The sequence below is a fragment of the Kitasatospora sp. NPDC017646 genome, from assembly GCF_044329365.1.
GTDB lineage: Bacteria > Actinomycetota > Actinomycetes > Streptomycetales > Streptomycetaceae > Kitasatospora.
This window is the reverse complement of the sequence record NZ_JBIRJC010000017.1, coordinates 114896-128801: the sequence shown is the minus strand read 5'-3', so window position 1 is coordinate 128801 and position 13906 is coordinate 114896. Positions and strand designations below refer to the sequence as shown.

Annotated in this window: 12 protein-coding genes; 7 read left to right on the top strand and 5 right to left on the bottom strand. The window is 76.1% G+C overall.

Translation table 11 applies throughout. From position 1 onward, the window contains the following. Positions 1-223 precede the first annotated feature (223 nt). A complete protein-coding gene (locus tag ACH4J0_RS25485; protein WP_396242871.1) occupies positions 224-667 on the bottom strand; it encodes an ASCH domain-containing protein in 444 nt (147 codons plus the stop codon). Positions 668-1238: 571 nt separating this feature from the next. On the opposite strand from ACH4J0_RS25485, the gene ACH4J0_RS25480 reads away from it, so the two are divergent. Continuing rightward, positions 1239-1769 carry a GNAT family N-acetyltransferase gene (locus ACH4J0_RS25480; RefSeq protein ID WP_396242870.1) on the top strand — a complete coding sequence of 177 codons (531 nt, stop codon included), beginning with the start codon at positions 1239-1241 and terminating at the stop codon, positions 1767-1769. Here ACH4J0_RS25480 and ACH4J0_RS25475 read toward each other — a convergent pair. Then, positions 1706-2284 carry a hypothetical protein gene (locus ACH4J0_RS25475; RefSeq protein ID WP_396242869.1) on the bottom strand — a complete coding sequence of 193 codons (579 nt, stop codon included), beginning with the start codon at positions 2282-2284 and terminating at the stop codon, positions 1706-1708. The two genes, ACH4J0_RS25480 and ACH4J0_RS25475, sit on opposite strands and share 64 nt — an antisense overlap. Before the next feature lie 526 nt (positions 2285-2810). Here ACH4J0_RS25475 and tpx point away from each other — a divergent pair. The 3 genes from tpx (at position 2811) to ACH4J0_RS25460 (ending at position 3860) form a co-directional block, all read left to right on the top strand. Continuing rightward, a complete protein-coding gene (tpx, locus tag ACH4J0_RS25470) occupies positions 2811-3311 on the top strand; it encodes a thiol peroxidase (RefSeq protein ID WP_396242868.1) in 501 nt (166 codons plus the stop codon). A gap of 190 nt (positions 3312-3501) precedes the next feature. Continuing rightward, on the top strand, positions 3502-3693 hold the full coding sequence (locus tag ACH4J0_RS25465; RefSeq protein WP_396242867.1) for a hypothetical protein: 192 nt from the start codon (positions 3502-3504) through the stop codon (positions 3691-3693). Continuing rightward, complete coding sequence (locus ACH4J0_RS25460; RefSeq protein WP_396242924.1) at positions 3660-3860, top strand: anthrone oxygenase family protein; 201 nt, start codon at positions 3660-3662, stop codon at positions 3858-3860. Before ACH4J0_RS25465 ends, ACH4J0_RS25460 begins: the two co-directional genes overlap by 34 nt. A gap of 84 nt (positions 3861-3944) precedes the next feature. Here ACH4J0_RS25460 and ACH4J0_RS25455 read toward each other — a convergent pair whose 3' ends face one another. After that, positions 3945-4598, bottom strand: coding sequence for a polysaccharide deacetylase family protein (locus ACH4J0_RS25455; RefSeq protein WP_396242866.1), 654 nt, complete (start codon positions 4596-4598; stop codon positions 3945-3947). Positions 4599-5074: 476 nt separating this feature from the next. On the opposite strand from ACH4J0_RS25455, the gene ACH4J0_RS25450 reads away from it, so the two are divergent. Genes ACH4J0_RS25450 through ACH4J0_RS25440 form a run of 3 tightly spaced genes read left to right on the top strand, consistent with a single transcriptional unit; the run spans position 5075 to position 9147 of the window. Further along, a complete protein-coding gene (locus tag ACH4J0_RS25450) occupies positions 5075-6481 on the top strand; it encodes a hypothetical protein (protein ID WP_396242865.1) in 1407 nt (468 codons plus the stop codon). 42 nt (positions 6482-6523) lie between these two features. Then, a complete protein-coding gene (locus tag ACH4J0_RS25445; RefSeq protein ID WP_396242864.1) occupies positions 6524-7759 on the top strand; it encodes an AAA family ATPase in 1236 nt (411 codons plus the stop codon). Continuing rightward, on the top strand, positions 7756-9147 hold the full coding sequence (locus tag ACH4J0_RS25440; RefSeq protein WP_396242863.1) for a VWA-like domain-containing protein: 1392 nt from the start codon (positions 7756-7758) through the stop codon (positions 9145-9147). The genes ACH4J0_RS25445 and ACH4J0_RS25440 overlap by 4 nt, the downstream gene beginning before the upstream one ends. A gap of 90 nt (positions 9148-9237) precedes the next feature. Here ACH4J0_RS25440 and ACH4J0_RS25435 read toward each other — a convergent pair whose 3' ends face one another. Beyond that, positions 9238-12066 (bottom strand): condensation domain-containing protein, encoded by a 2829-nt coding sequence (locus ACH4J0_RS25435; RefSeq protein WP_396242862.1) that lies wholly within the window; start codon positions 12064-12066, stop codon positions 9238-9240. Then, positions 12063-13850, bottom strand: coding sequence for an amino acid adenylation domain-containing protein (locus ACH4J0_RS25430; protein WP_396242861.1), 1788 nt, complete (start codon positions 13848-13850; stop codon positions 12063-12065). The genes ACH4J0_RS25435 and ACH4J0_RS25430 overlap by 4 nt, the downstream gene beginning before the upstream one ends. Positions 13851-13906 lie beyond the last annotated feature (56 nt).

The following is a 13906-nucleotide window of genomic DNA, read 5'->3' as shown; positions in this document are numbered from 1 at the left end:
GGCGGTCGGGGGGGGGGGGGGGGGCGGGCGCGGGGGGGGGGGGGGGGCCCGGGGGGGGGGCGGGGGGGGGGGGGGGGGGGGGGGGCGGGGGGGGCCCCCCCCCCCCCACGCCCGGATGTCCGGCGTCGCAAGGGGTGTGCCGGTGCGAGGCGTTTGCGAACAGGGCCGGCTCCTTGGGGAGGAGGCCCGATCAGGAGGAGAAGTGGCGAGCGGGCCGCCAGGACTACTGAGGTCCTGCGGCGTTCGCGGTGGCGGCGTCGCTCACGCGGAAGCGTTGGGCGACGACGAGCGTGTCATCGCCGATGTCCGGAGTGTGGCCGAGGAAGTCGCTGACCCCCTCGCTGCGGAAGAACTCCTCATGGGCGGTGCGCCACTGCGCGGCGTCGGCGTAGCCGCGCCCCTCGGCGCGCGCGAAGTCGTCGTCGATCTCCTTCATGGCCACGACGCGTACCTCGAGGAGTTCGATCGTGACGGCCGCCCGGCCCGCGGAGTCGAGTACCGAGAACCGCTGCCCGGCCGTCGGCAGCGCCTCGCGGGCGTGCTCGTAGATCTCCAGCAGGCCCGTGAGCGCGGTCTTCTCGCCGCTCAGGATCGCCGCCACGCCCCGGTCGCGTTCCGGTCCGGGAAAGGCGAGTTCGAGTGTCGGAAGGTCGTCGTCATGCCCCATCCGGCGAGGGTACTCAACCAGGCCCGCGCTGATCAACACCGCGCCGCTCGGCACCGCGGCCGGGCCGGACCCCGGGCCCAGTCGCTGGGCAGGTGACGGCCGAACTCGCCTCTGCGCACGGTGGTGACAAAGGGCTGCCAGGCCTCGGGGGGAGGCGGAGAGAAGGACGGCTGCGGCCCGTGGGGGTTGGAGCCCCGGCCCCGGTCGGGATGGGCGCCGTCGACCTCGACACAGTGTTGCCATGGTTGCCTGCCGGTATGCGCCGGGGAACCTCTCGTTCTCGTCCGGCCGGCAGATGCGGGACGAGGGGCCGTCGGTGCCGAGCGCCGCGTCCAGTGCCCTGGGGAAGGTTCGGCGGGGAAGCATCGACTCGGCGCGGCCGATCCGCCCGGGGCGACCACTGGGAGATGTTCACGGGTCGTTCCCGCGCGGTGGTGGCGGGCGCGCGGCTGGGGGCTGCGGGCCGTGCCCTGTACGGCCCGACCGGGGGCAGCCGGGGCCGGACGGGAAGGGGCCCGGGCGGGGGAAATGCGGATGCGGGGTGGGGTTGGACGTGGTACGACAACGAGCCATGGACGACCTGGTCACCGAGCGCCTCATCCTCCGCCCACTGACTCCGCGCCAGGCCCGGCGCATCCTGGACGGCGACCCGGGCCACGACGGGCCGTGGGCCTCGGACTACCCCACCGACGGCGACCTCGCAGGCGCCCGCCGCTACCTGCGCGTGTGCGCGCAGGACGGCGACCCCCAGCCGTTCGGCGCCTACGAGATACGCCTGCGCGAGGACGGGCGGGCCATCGGCGGCGCCGGCTTCCACGCGGCCCCCGACCCGTCAGGCACCGTCACCGTCGGCTACGGCCTCGTCCCCGCGGCCCGGGGCCGCGGCTACGCCTCGGAGGCGCTGCGGGCCCTGCTGGAGTTGGCCCGGGCCCGCGGGGTGCGCGTCGTGGGCGACACCGACCTGGACAACACCGCCTCCCAGCACGTCATGACCGCCGCCGGCATGCGCCCCACCGGCCGGGACCAGCGCCTGGCGTACTACGAGAGCCCCTGGCCGCCCGACGACCCCGGGGCGTCGGCGCCCAGCACCCACGCCGGGTAGTGCCGCGCCTCGATCACCGGCGAGGGCGCCGCGCCCGGATGGAGCGCACCGGCGGGGAAGAACGCCGCCTGACAGGCCCGGCACCACCAACCGCGCCGCCAGCGGTCCACCAGATGCCGCCAGCGCTGGAGTTGCACCTCCAGGCGCTCACCCTCACGCCGCTCGCCGCGCCGTCGGGCCACGCGCCGCACCACCAGGGCCGCCGCCGTCAGCAGCGCGGGCCCGGCGACGGCGCCCAGCACGTAGCCCGCCCGGTAGGCCGCGCCCCCGTAGCCCTGCGGCTGCGGGCGCAGCAGGGACAACATCCCCACCAGCAGCCCCAGCGCGGCCAGCACCACCAACACGGCCGCCGCCGCGCTCGCCTCCACCGGCCGGGGCACGGGCCTGGGCGGTGGGGCCAGGTGGACGGCCACCGGCCCTGCCAGGACGGCCCCGGTCGATGCCGCGCCCTCCACGGCCTCGGGCACCGGCAGGGCGTGTTCCACGGCGGCGCAGCCCGGGCATACGGCGGTCATCGAACAGTCCACTCCCTGCGGCCAGTTGTGCGCGAACGACTACCAGGGATGCAGTAGACCACGGCGAGTTGACGTCACGTCACCTATTTTTTGCGGAGGCCGCCGCCCGCGCGGCGGCGCAGGCCGGTGCGGTGGGGCGGTGCCGGGCCTGCGCGCACGGCCGGGGCTGCGGCATCCCGGGTCCCGGGGAGGCTCGGCGGGTTCGTACGCGCGATCTGGCACCCGGACACGGGAGGGCTTAGGGGCACGATCTCGGCGGCGGGTCGCCCCGACAGCGTCGCGCAGGCCCCCACCCCGACGGCTCAGCGGGCGGACGGCGCCACCCGGGGCCGGGGGCGGGACGCGGCCGGGCGGCCGTACCGTGCGTCGTGCGTGTCCGCCCCGTCGTGCCGGGCCCGTACCCGGGCCGGGGTGGCCCAGCACGGGTGCCGACTGCCCGCTCCCCGGTCACCCGGCACCGGCGGTGGCGGGCGGGCAGTAGGATCGGCGGCGTTGTCACCCGTACACCGCTGGTAGGAGGCTTTTCATGGCTCAGGTCACGCTGAAGGGGAACCCGGTCGAGATCGGCGGCGCACTGCCGGCCGCGGGCAGCCAGGCCCCGGCGTTCACGCTGGTCGGCGAGGGCCTCGCGGACACCTCGCTCAAGGACTTCGCCGGGCGGCGCAAGGTCCTGAACATCTTCCCGAGCATCGACACCCCGACCTGTGCGACCTCGGTGCGCACCTTCAACGCCAAGGCCGGCGCGCTGGAGAACACCGTGGTGCTCTGCATCTCGGCGGACCTGCCGTTCGCGCAGGCCCGGTTCTGCGGTGCGGAGGGCCTGGAGAACGTCAAGACCCTCTCCACCCTGCGCGGACGCGACTTCCACGACGCCTACGGCGTGTCGATCCTCAACGGCCCGCTGGCCGGCCTGACCGCCCGCGCCGTGGTCGTCCTCGACGAGAACGACACCGTGCTGCACACCGAGCTGGTCTCCGAGATCGCCGAGGAACCGAACTACGAGGCCGCCCTCGCCGCTCTGAACTGAGCCCCGTCGGCACCCCGGCCGGCACCCCGCGGCCGGCACCCGGGCCACGGGTGCCGCCGCACCGCCGCAGCATCCGGACCCGCCTCGAACCCCCTCCCGGGGTGCGAGGCGGGTCCGCCGCGTTCCACGGCCCGGGCAAACACCACCGCCCGGACACCGGCACCGCGGCTGGTCCGCGAGAATCGAGGTGATGCGGCGCATCAACGTGGCGATCCTGAACGGCTGGTTCGTGCTCGGCTTCGTCGGCGCCCTGCTCACCACGGCGGCCGCGGTCGCCGTGCACCTGCCCCCGGAGGGGCATCTCGCGATGCCCGCGACGGTGGCCGCCGTGGTGCTGTACTCGCGGCGATCGGGGTCACCCGCTCCGTCAACATCCCGCTGAACGACGAGCTGGAGAAGGCGGGTTCGCCTCAGCGGATCGCCGGTCCGGCGGCGCTGCGCGGACGCTTCGAGGCGCGGTGGGTGCGGTTCAACGTGCTGCGCGCGCTGCTGTGCACGGCCGCGCTGGGGTGCCTGAGCCGGGCGCTGGTTCTCAACGGGCAGGGCTGACAGCAGCGTCGGAGCGACGGCCCGGGCACGCCGCCCGGACCGGCTCCTTGCCCGGTGCGCGCACCGTTCGGCCCCGGCAGTTGATCAGCACAGGGTCGCGAAGGTGTAGCCGCGGGCCTTGAGGGTGGACAGGATCGTGGGCAGCGCCGCGACGGTCTGGCTGCGGTCGCCACCGCCGTCGTGCAGCAGGATGACCGAACCCGGACGGACGTTCCGCAGCACCCGCGACTGGATCGCCTCCGTCCCCGGCCGGGACCAGTCGGCCGGGTCGACGGACCAGAGCACGACCTGCTTGCCGAGCGCCGCGGCCCGCGAACGCACGGTGCCGTTGACCGCGCCGTACGGCGGGCGCAGGCACTTCGGAGTGCGGCCGGTCTGCGCACGGATGGCCCGATCGGTGTCACCCACCTGGGAGCTGAAGGAGGAGGCGGAGAGCCGGCGCAGGTCCGGGTGCGACCACGAGTGGTTCTGCACGCTGTGGCCCTGGCGGGCGACCTGCGCGGTGAGCGAGGGGTGGGCGGCGACGTTCTCGCCGATCTCGAAGAAGGTCGCGCGCACCCCGTAGCGGTTGAGCATCGAGAGGACCTTCGGGGTGTAGGCGGGGCTGGGGCCGTCGTCGAAGGTGAGGTAGACGACCTGTCCACTCCTGGCCCCCGCCGCTTCCGCCGTCTCGGTGGGCACCGCGACCACCGCCCCGGCCGCCAACGCGACGGCGAGGGCGCCGATCGCGGCGCGCACCCTTCCGACTCCCCTGCGCCTCACGGGTCGTACGGCCATGCCTGCACCCCTGACGTCGGAACTAACGTGTACCGGCCAGTCTGCGCCGACGACCGCCGAGGTCGCGACCCGCTCGGGGCGAAAGGGGGTGAAACCGGCCAGTCGGGCGGCGGATCGACCGGAGCGGGACGGCGAGGGCGCCGCCGCCGGGTGGGCTCGTTCCGACGAAGGCCTCAAATAGGCAGTGGCGCGTAAGAGTTCCGCGCGCGTCGCGTCCGCGCGGGACCCGGGAGCGGGTGAGCGCGAGAGGCCCGCACGGGTGAGCGCACAGGCCTCCACCGCCGACTTCGACCTGCCCTGCGGCAGCCCTTGAGGGGGCCGACGGCCGCGCGGGGGAAAGGTGTGGCGGAGCGGCGACGGCCGGGGCTATGCTCCCCCGCGATGAACACTTTCGCTGATCTCGGATCGGAGGTCCCGCTCGCAATAGGTGAGTGCTGATGCTCACCCACATCGCGAGCGGGGACGACTCCCGCCTCTCCTTCTGGCGGCGCGTGCGCGAGTACGCCGTGCCGCCCTCCATGATCGAAGCCGCCACCGCGCGTCGGCTGTCCGGCGACTGGGCCGGGGCCTGCGCCGCCGCCAACGTCGAGATCGACTTCCGGCTACCGCGCGTCGCCCGTACCCGCGGCCGGGAGTTCGCCGACCGACTACGCGGTGATCTGCGCTGCCTGGCACCGGACTTGCTGCGCTGGCACCTGCCGAGGGCCGCTCCCGACGGGCTGCTGCGCCCCGGGCTGACCGTGCCGCTGGTCCACTATCCGGGCGAGCGGCCGGTGCATCTGGTGGTCCGCACACCGCCCGCCTGGGCCGAGTTCGGACAGCGGATCAGCCTGGCGCTCTGGGACGGCTCCGATGCCGGTCCCGCCCCGCATCCGCACCCCGGCCCCAGCCGCCGGTTCCGGCTCGACCTGCACCGGCACCTCTGGGACGCGGCCCGCAGCGGGGAGTTGGCACTGCGCGCCGGCCTCGGACCATCAACCGTCGGACCACCCACCGGCGGACCACCCACCAGCGGGCCGCAGGACGGGGATGACCGGTACGGGCCGCACCACGCCGTCGACCGCTGGGCCGCCGAGGCCGAGGTCCTGCTGCGCGCCGAGGGGCGCCCGCCCGGACCGGTCGCGGTCCGCCTGGAACACGGCCGGCGGCTGCTCCTCACCCCGAACGGCCCGAACCAGCCGTCCGGACCCGAACAGGCCGTCGGCGACCTCCGCCGTCTCCCGCTGCTGCCCGACGCCGCGACCTGGGTCCTGCCCGACGTCGAGCTGCTGCGCAGCGGGGCGATCGAACCCGACCGCTTGCACCCGCTGGTGGCGGCCGCGCTGGCGCCCGGCCACCGGGCGGACCGGCGCCCTCAGCCGCCCGCGGGTCAAAGGCTGGTGGAGTGCCGTGGCGCCAGGCACCGGATCGCGGTGGTCGACGGGGTGCTGACCGCGCTCGACCACGACCCGGCCCAGTTGCGTCGCGAGGAACTGCTGGCCGCGCTGTCCGGCACCCCGCTGCCGTGCCTGCGCGCGATCGACCAGGCGCACCGTGACCCGGCCGAACTGATCGGTGTGCGCGAGCGGTTGAACCACGGCGACACCGCCGGGGCGCTGGCCGTCGTGGAGGGCCTGCTCGGCCCGCAGGCGGCGCTGCGCGACGGTCCGCTCCGGGACGAGCTCGCGGCGGCGGCGGAACGCCGGCTCGCCTACGGCCTCTACCGGGCCGGTCTGACCGTCGACCAGCGAACCAAGGCCGTACAGAGCGGGGTCTCCTACGCCCTCTATCGGACGGCGAACCTGACCCGCTACGGGATCAGCGCCTTCCCGTTCCCCCGACGGCCTCGCAACGCCACCCGCTGAACCCCCTTGCCTCACGACTTCCCAAGGTGATCACCCGTGCCCATGCCCACACCCGTGCCCACGCACGCCCGGCTTGACGTCGCCCGCCAACTGCTCGACCTGCTCGGCGACACCCGCACCGAACCCCGCCCGGACGACCAGCTGGAGGCCCTCACCCTCGCCGTGGCCGCCGACCTGCCCGTCCTGCTCTGGGGCGAGCCGGGCATCGGCAAGACCGCGGCCCTCAACCAGCTCGCCGAGGCGCTGGAGCTGCCACTGACCACCGTCATCGCCAGCGTCCACGAGCCGTCGGACTTCTCCGGGCTGCCCATCGTGGGCGACGACCCGGCGCAACAGGGCGTCCCGCTGGCCCCGCCGGACTGGGCGGTGCGCCTGGTCCGGGCCGGGCGCGGACTGCTGTTCCTGGACGAGCTGTCCACCGCGCCACCCGCCGTCCAGGCCGCACTGCTCCGGCTGGTCCTGGAGCGGCGCATCGGGGCGCTCCAGCTGCCCCCGGGCGTGAGGATCGTGGCGGCTGCCAATCCGCGTTCCTCGGCGGCCGACGGGTGGGAGCTGAGCCCGCCGCTGGCCAACCGGTTCGTCCACCTGCAGTGGGTGCACGACCACGAGGTGGTGGTGCGCGGTCTCGGTGGGGTGTGGCCGGTCGCCACCCTTCCACGGCTCGATCCGGCGGAGCTGTCGGCGGCGGTCGCCTTCGCGCGCCGGGCGGTCTGCGAACTGCTCACCGTGCGACCTGAGTTGGTGCACCGACTGCCCACCAGCGAGACCAAGCGCGGCGGTGCCTGGCCTTCCCCGCGCAGCTGGGACATGACGTTGCGGCTGATCGCCTTCGCCACCGCGGCCGGCTCGTCGCGGGAGGTGCTGTCGCTGCTGGTCCGGGGAACGGTCGGGGACGGGCCGGGGCTGGAGCTGATGGCGAGCATGGACCGGATGGACCTGCCGGACCCGGAGCAGCTGCTCGCCGACCCGGCGGGCGCGGTGCTGCCCGAGCGCGGGGACCTCCGCCAGGTGGTGCTGGACGGGGTGGTGGCCGCGGTGCGCAACCGGCCGGAGCGGGCCAGGTGGGACGCCGCCTGGGCGGTGCTGGTACGGGCGATGGAGACCGGCGCGCCGGACGTGCTGGTCGTCCCGGCGACCACGCTGGCCTCGCTGCGCCGGGAGGACTGGGAGGTCCCGGCGGCCATCGAGCACCTCGCCTCGACGGTGGCCCTGTCCCGGCGGGCGGAGCGCGCCGCCGTCCGCGTCGCCGCCCGCACCGACGTGTCGGCCGGCCGATGAGCGCGGGCGCGACGCAGCCGGGCACCAGCGGGACGACCGGACCCGCCCCCACGCCACGGGACCTCGCCCGCAGGGCCAGGCCCGTCGGCCCCACGCCGCCGGACGCCGGCGGGTGCAGCAGTCCGAGGACCGACGCGCCGAACGCCGTCTTCCCCGGCCCCGGACGCGGCCCCGGCACGCTCGACCTCGACAAGCTGTACGCCGCCCGGCTGCAGGCCGTCCGGGCCCGCCCCTACCTGGCGACGGCGCTGTTCGCCCTGCACCTGGTGGAGTCCCGGCAGGTGCCGACCATGGGCGTGGACCGCTACTGGCGCTGCTACGCCTCGCCGGCCTTCGTCGACCGCACCCCCGTGGAGGAGCTCGCCTCGATCTGGGTGCACGAGGTGTCCCACCTGCTGCGCGACCACCACGGGCGCAGCGACCGCCTGGCGCGCGACCTCGGGTTGCGGGGCCCGGCCGACCGGCTGCGGATGAACATCGCCGCCGACTGCGAGATCAACGACGACGCGTTCGGGGACGGTCTGGTCGAACCGGTGGGCGTGCTGACGCCCAAGCGCCTCCAGCTGCCGGTGGGGAAGCTCATGGAGGACTACCTGCGCGGGTTCGCCTTCGACCTGCGCCGCCCGGGCCTGGCCTGGCTGGACTGCGGCAGCGGCGCCGACGGCGTGGACCGCCGGTGGGAGCTCGGTCCGGACGGCGCCCACGGGCTGACCGCCCAGGAGCGGGACGCCGTCCGCTTCCGGGTCGCCGAGGCCATCCGGGGCCGCCCCGGGAACACCCCGGCGGGCTGGCGGCGCTGGGCCGAGGAGGTGTTCCACCCGCCGCAGCCGTGGCGGCAGCTGCTGGGCGCGGCGATGCGCTCGGCGGTCTCGGGGCCGGGCGCGGGCGGGGACTACAGTTACGGCCGCCCGGCGCGGCGCTCGGTCGGGCTGCCCGGCGTGGTGCTGCCGAGCCTGCGGCGGCGCCCGCCCCGGGTCTCGGTGGTGGTCGACACCTCCGGGTCGGTCTCCGACCAGGAGCTGGGCAGCGCGCTGCTGGAGGTGACGGCGATCGGCCAGGCGGTCGGCGGCCGTCACGACCACGTCACCGTGCTGTCCTGCGACGCGGCCGCCCAGTCCGTCAGCGCGCTCTGCCGGGCGGCGGGCATCCCGCTGGTCGGCGGCGGGGGGACGGACCTGCGGACGGGCTTCGCGGCGGCGCTGCGCACCCGGCTGCGGCCGGACGTCGTGGTGGTGCTGACGGACGGGCAGACGCCGTGGCCGGCGGTGGCGCCGTCCTGCCGCACGGTGGTCGGCCTGTTCCGGCGGCCGAGCCGGTACGACGAGAACGAGGGCGAGTACCGCCCGGACGCGCCGCCGGACTGGGCGCGCGTGGTCACGATCGGCTGAGCGGCCGCCGTGCACGGCGGAGGGAGAACGGGGCGGAGGAAGAACGGGGCGGAGGAGCCCGGAGGACCCCTCCGCCCGGTCGCACGCGGCTCAGCCCACCATGGCCGCCAGCACGCTGCGCCAGTCCTCCCCCGGCTCGGGCTGCAGCGCGGCCGCCAGGGTCTGCGCCCGGTAGTGCCAGGGGCGTCGCAGCTCCGGGTCGGCGTCGGGGCTCAGCTCCACCGTGCTGCTCGACCCGAGCAGCCGGATCAGCTCGGCACTGAACTCCGCCCAGGAGACGTGCCCGTTGATCGCGTTGACGATCCGGCCCGAGGCGGGGCCGTCGGGCAGGGCGCAGGCGGCGAGGGCGCGGGCCAGGGCGGCGGAGTGCACCCAGGCGGCGCCGTTCCACTCGCTGTCACCGTCGACTCCCGCGGCCGGCAGGACGATCGGCCGACCGGCCAGGGCCGCCTGGTAGAGCTCGCCGGTGGAACCCCAGCGGAGCTGGTCGCGCAGGCGCTGGTGCGGGCCCCAGACGATCGGGGCGCGCACCACGGTGGCCGGGCCGCGCCCGGTGGCCGCGGCGGTCTCGAACAGCATCCGCTCGCAGTCCAGCTTGGCCTGCCCGTACGCGGTGACCGGCGCGCCGCTGGGCCCGCCCTCGGCGACGTCGGTGCCGGACGGCCGTCCGTACGCGTCGATGCTGCTGACGAAGACGAACGGGCCGCCGGACCAGCCGTCCAGCAGGGTCCGCATGGCGGCCAGGTCGACCTCGTGCTCGGTGAAGGTGCAGGCGGCGTGGATGACGGCGTCCACGCCCTTGACGGCGCGCTGGAGGCTGTCCAGGTCGGCGAGGTCGCCCTCGGCGATCTCGGCTCCGTGCAGGGCGGGCAGGTGGGCCGACTCCGGGCGGACCAGGACGCGCACCGGCCGCCCCTGGGCCATCAGTTCCTGCAGCACCGCGGCGCCGACCCCGCCGGTGGCGCCGGTGAGCAGCACGGTGCCGGTGCGGGGCTCGGCGGTCGTGCGGTCGCCGGCCCGGGCGATGGCGGCGCGGCGCTCCTCCTCGCGGGCGGCGAGCAGGGCGGCGAGGGCGCGCGGGGTGCGGTGTTCCAGGACGTCGAGGCCGGTGAGCGGCAGCCCGACACGGGTGCGCAGGCGTTCGGCGAGCTGGACGGCGACCAGCGAGTGGCCGCCGAGGGCGAAGAAGTCGCCGTCGGCGGGCGGGACGCTGCCGAGCAGTTCACCGAAGGCGGTGCGGACCAGCTCGAGCGGGCCGGCCTCCTTGACGACGGACGCGGCGACCAGGGCGCCGGGCAGCCGGCCGCGGTCGAGGCCGCCGTCCGCGCCGCGCGGGATCCGGTCCAGCAGGGTGACGGCGAGCGGCAGTTGGGTGGCGGCGACCGAGTGCCGGAGCCGGGAGCGCAGGTCGGTGCCGGTGGGGGCGACCGCGCCGCGCACCACCGCGTAGGCGAGCGGCGGGCCGTCGACGGCCTCGACGACCGCCGCGTCGACCACCCCGGGGTCCGCCAACAGCGCCTCCACCACGGGGTGTTGCTTCTCGGCGGACACCAGGAGTTCGCCGGGCAGTCCGGCGAGCGGCAGCTCCGCGTCCTCGGCCACCGCCCGAAGCACCGCGGCGAAGGCCTCGACCAGCCGGGCGGCCGTGGCCCCGTCCAGCGCGTCCTGGTCGTGCTGGACCAGGCAGCGCGGCCGCGGGCCGTCCTCCAGCACCAGGGTGAGGTCGAACTTGGCCAGCCCGAGGTCGAGTTCGACGTCCTCGGCGTCGAGTCCGGGCAGGGTCAGCGGCGCCGAGGGCTGGAGGAGGTCGCAGCTGGCCGACAGCAGCGGGGTGCCGTCGGCGCCGCGCGCCGCGGCGCCGAGTCGCTCGACCACCAGGTCGAAGGGCACCTGGTGGTGCTGCTGGGCCTCCAGCAGGGCGCCGCGCACCAGGGCGAGCGCGTCGGCGAAGGACTCGCCGCCGGTGAGTTCGGCCCGCACCGCGAGGGTGTTGACGCCCAGGCCGACCGTGCGGCGCAGCTCGGGCCGGGCCCGCTGGCCGCTGGCACAGCCGAGGGTGAGGTCGTCCTGGCCCGCGGCGGTGCGCAGGGTGGCGAAGGCCGCGGCGAGGACGACGGCGAACAGGGTGGCGCCGTGCCGGGCGCCGAGCTGCCGCAGGCCTTCGACGGTGGCGGCGTCGAGCGGGGCGGCGTGCAGGGCGGCACGGCGGTCGCGGGCGCCGGGCGCAACGGGCCGCAGCAACGGCAGCGGGCGGGCCCCGGCCAGGTGGGCGGCGCGGGCGTCGGCGGCGGCGGTGAGTTCGGCGTCGCGGGCGCGCTCCTGGCGGGCGTACTCGGCGTACGGCATGCCCGGCGGCGGGAGTTGGGGCTCGGAGCCGTCGCGGGCGGCGGCGTACAGTTCGGCGAGGTCGGCGGCGATGACGGGCAAGGACCCGCCGTCCACCGCGATGTGATGCATCGTCAGCAGCAGGGTGTGGTCCTCGGGCCCGTGCCGCAGCAGCAGGGCGCGCAGCACCGGGCCGGTGGTGAGGTCGAACGGCCGGGCGGCCTCCGCGGCGAGCTGCCCGGCGCCGTCGCCGTCGGCGTCCACGACCGGCAGCGGCACCGGCGCGGCCGGCTCGATGTGCTGGTACGGCTGCTCGCCCCGGCGCGGGTAGCGGGTGCGCAGGGCGGCGTGGCGCTCAGTGAGGCCGGTGAGCGCGGTGGCGAGGGCCTCCGGGTCGAGCGGCCCGCGCAGCCGGGTGGCGAGCGGGACGTTGTAGAGGGCGCCGCCCTGGCCGAGCTGCTCCATCAGCCACATCCGCTGCTGGGCGTGGGAGAGCGGGGCCGGGCCGGTGTCCGCGGCGCTCGTTCGCTCCGGCGCCGGTGCGGTGCGGCGGTTGCGGGCGCGGCGCAGCAGGTCGTTCTGGTCGCTGGTCATCGCTGGGCTGCTCCTGGGGTGTCGTCGGCGGCCCGCAGGGCGCGCTCCAGTAGTTCGGCCTGCCCGGCCACGGTGGGGTGGTCGAGGAAGTCGGCGAGGGAGAGTTCGATGCCGAGGTCCTCGCGCAGGTCGTCGACGACCCACATGGCGAGCAGGGAGTGGCCGCCTTCGGCGAGGAAGTCGGCGGCCGGGTCGGTGATCGGGCGTTCCAGGGCGCGGCTCCACGCCTCGGCCACGACCTGCTGGATCGGGGTGAGTTCGGCGTCGGCGGGGGCGGGTCCGGCGGCCAAGGGGTCGGGGGCGTCGGCGAGCGCCCGCCGGTCGACCTTGCCGCTGCCGGTGAGCGGCAGCTTGCCGAGGACGGTCCAGGCGGTGGGCACCAGGTGGGCGGGCAGCCGCTCGGCGAGCCGGGTGCGCAGCGTCTCGACGGCGGTGCCGGCGCCGTCGGCGAGGACGAGGCAGGCGGTGAGCGCGGCATCGGCCTGTCCGGCGCGGCGGACCACCACGGCGACTTCGGCGATCTCGGGGAACTGCAGCAGGGCGTGCTCGACCTCGCCGGGCTCGATCCGGAAGCCGCGGACCTTGACCTGGTCGTCGGTGCGTCCGTGGAACTCCAGGACACCGTCGGGCCGTTGGCGCACCAGGTCGCCGCTGCGGTAGGCACGGCCGTGGTCCGGGAGGTCGCGGAAGCGCTCGGCGGTCAGCTCGGGCCGGTTGAGGTAGCCGTGGGCGAGCCGCTCGCCGCCGATCCACAGTTCGCCGACCGTGCCGGGCTCCACCGGCGCGAGCTGCTCGTCCAGGACGAGGACGCGGGCGCCGCCGAACGGCCGTCCGATCGGAAGGGCCCCGGCCTCGCAGTCGGCGAGCGTGACCCGGTGGGTGGTGGTGAAGGTGGTGGCTTCGGTGGGCCCGTAGACGTTGAGCAGCTCCAGCCAGGGGAAGGCCCGCAGCACCGCGCCGGCGTGCTCGGGGGCGAGCGTCTCACCGCCGACGGCCACGGTGCGCAGCACGCCGAAGATCCGGGACTGCCGGGCGGCCAGGTGGTGGAAGAGCGCGGTGGTGAGGAGCAGGACGGTGACGCCGAAGCGCTCGACGTCGCGGACGAGTTCCTCGGCGGTGGGCCGGTCGGCCGGCGAGACGGCCACGGCGGCGCCCTGGACGAGCGGGGCCCACAGTTCGAAGGTGGCGGCGTCGAAGGACGGGGTGGCGTGGAGCAGCACCCGGTCGCGCGGGCCGACGGCGATCGCGTCGGGGGCGGTGACCAGGTCGGTCACGGCGCGGTGCGGGACGACGACGCCCTTGGGGCGGCCGGTGGAGCCGGAGGTGTAGTAGAGCAGGGCGGCCGCGTCCGGCTCGACGGCGTCGGGGACGGCGCCTCCGGTGGTCTCGGTGCCGCGCTCGGTCAGGACGAGGGTGCGCTCCGCAGGCAGTCCGGCCTCGGCGAGCAGCGCCTTGTCGCCGAGGACGAGCCGCACGTCGGCGTCGGCGGTCATCTCGGCGATGCGCGGGCGCGGGTACGTCGGGTCGAGCGGGAGGACGAGGGCGCCGGCCCGCCAGACCGCGAGCTGGGCGACGACGTGCCGGGTGGAGCGGGCGCAGAGCAGGCCGACGGCACTGCCGGGGCCGATCCCGCGCGCGGCCAGCACGGCGGCCAACCGGCCGGAGGCGTCGAGCAGTTCGCGGTAGGTGAGGTAGGTGTCGCCGTCTGTCACGGCGAGGGCGGTGGGGTGCTGCTCGGCCTGCCGGGCGATCAGGGCGGGGAGCGTGAGCGGGGCGGGCGTCATGGCGGGTTCCCTTCCGGGCGCCCCGGCGGTGAGGCCGGGGCGCCGCTGTTCAGGAC

Bases quoted from the DNA above. Each gene is read 5' to 3' on its own strand.
- ACH4J0_RS25485 (WP_396242871.1), bottom strand. From the start codon at position 667: ATGGGGCATGACGACGACCTTCCGACACTCGAACTCGCCTTTCCCGGA.
- ACH4J0_RS25480 (WP_396242870.1), top strand. From the start codon at position 1,239: ATGGACGACCTGGTCACCGAGCGCCTCATCCTCCGCCCACTGACTCCG.
- ACH4J0_RS25475 (WP_396242869.1), bottom strand. From the start codon at position 2,284: ATGACCGCCGTATGCCCGGGCTGCGCCGCCGTGGAACACGCCCTGCCG.
- tpx (WP_396242868.1), top strand. From the start codon at position 2,811: ATGGCTCAGGTCACGCTGAAGGGGAACCCGGTCGAGATCGGCGGCGCA.
- ACH4J0_RS25465 (WP_396242867.1), top strand. From the start codon at position 3,502: ATGCGGCGCATCAACGTGGCGATCCTGAACGGCTGGTTCGTGCTCGGC.
- ACH4J0_RS25450 (WP_396242865.1), top strand. From the start codon at position 5,075: ATGCTCACCCACATCGCGAGCGGGGACGACTCCCGCCTCTCCTTCTGG.
- ACH4J0_RS25445 (WP_396242864.1), top strand. From the start codon at position 6,524: ATGCCCACACCCGTGCCCACGCACGCCCGGCTTGACGTCGCCCGCCAA.
- ACH4J0_RS25440 (WP_396242863.1), top strand. From the start codon at position 7,756: ATGAGCGCGGGCGCGACGCAGCCGGGCACCAGCGGGACGACCGGACCC.
- ACH4J0_RS25435 (WP_396242862.1), bottom strand. From the start codon at position 12,066: ATGACCAGCGACCAGAACGACCTGCTGCGCCGCGCCCGCAACCGCCGC.
- ACH4J0_RS25430 (WP_396242861.1), bottom strand. From the start codon at position 13,850: ATGACGCCCGCCCCGCTCACGCTCCCCGCCCTGATCGCCCGGCAGGCC.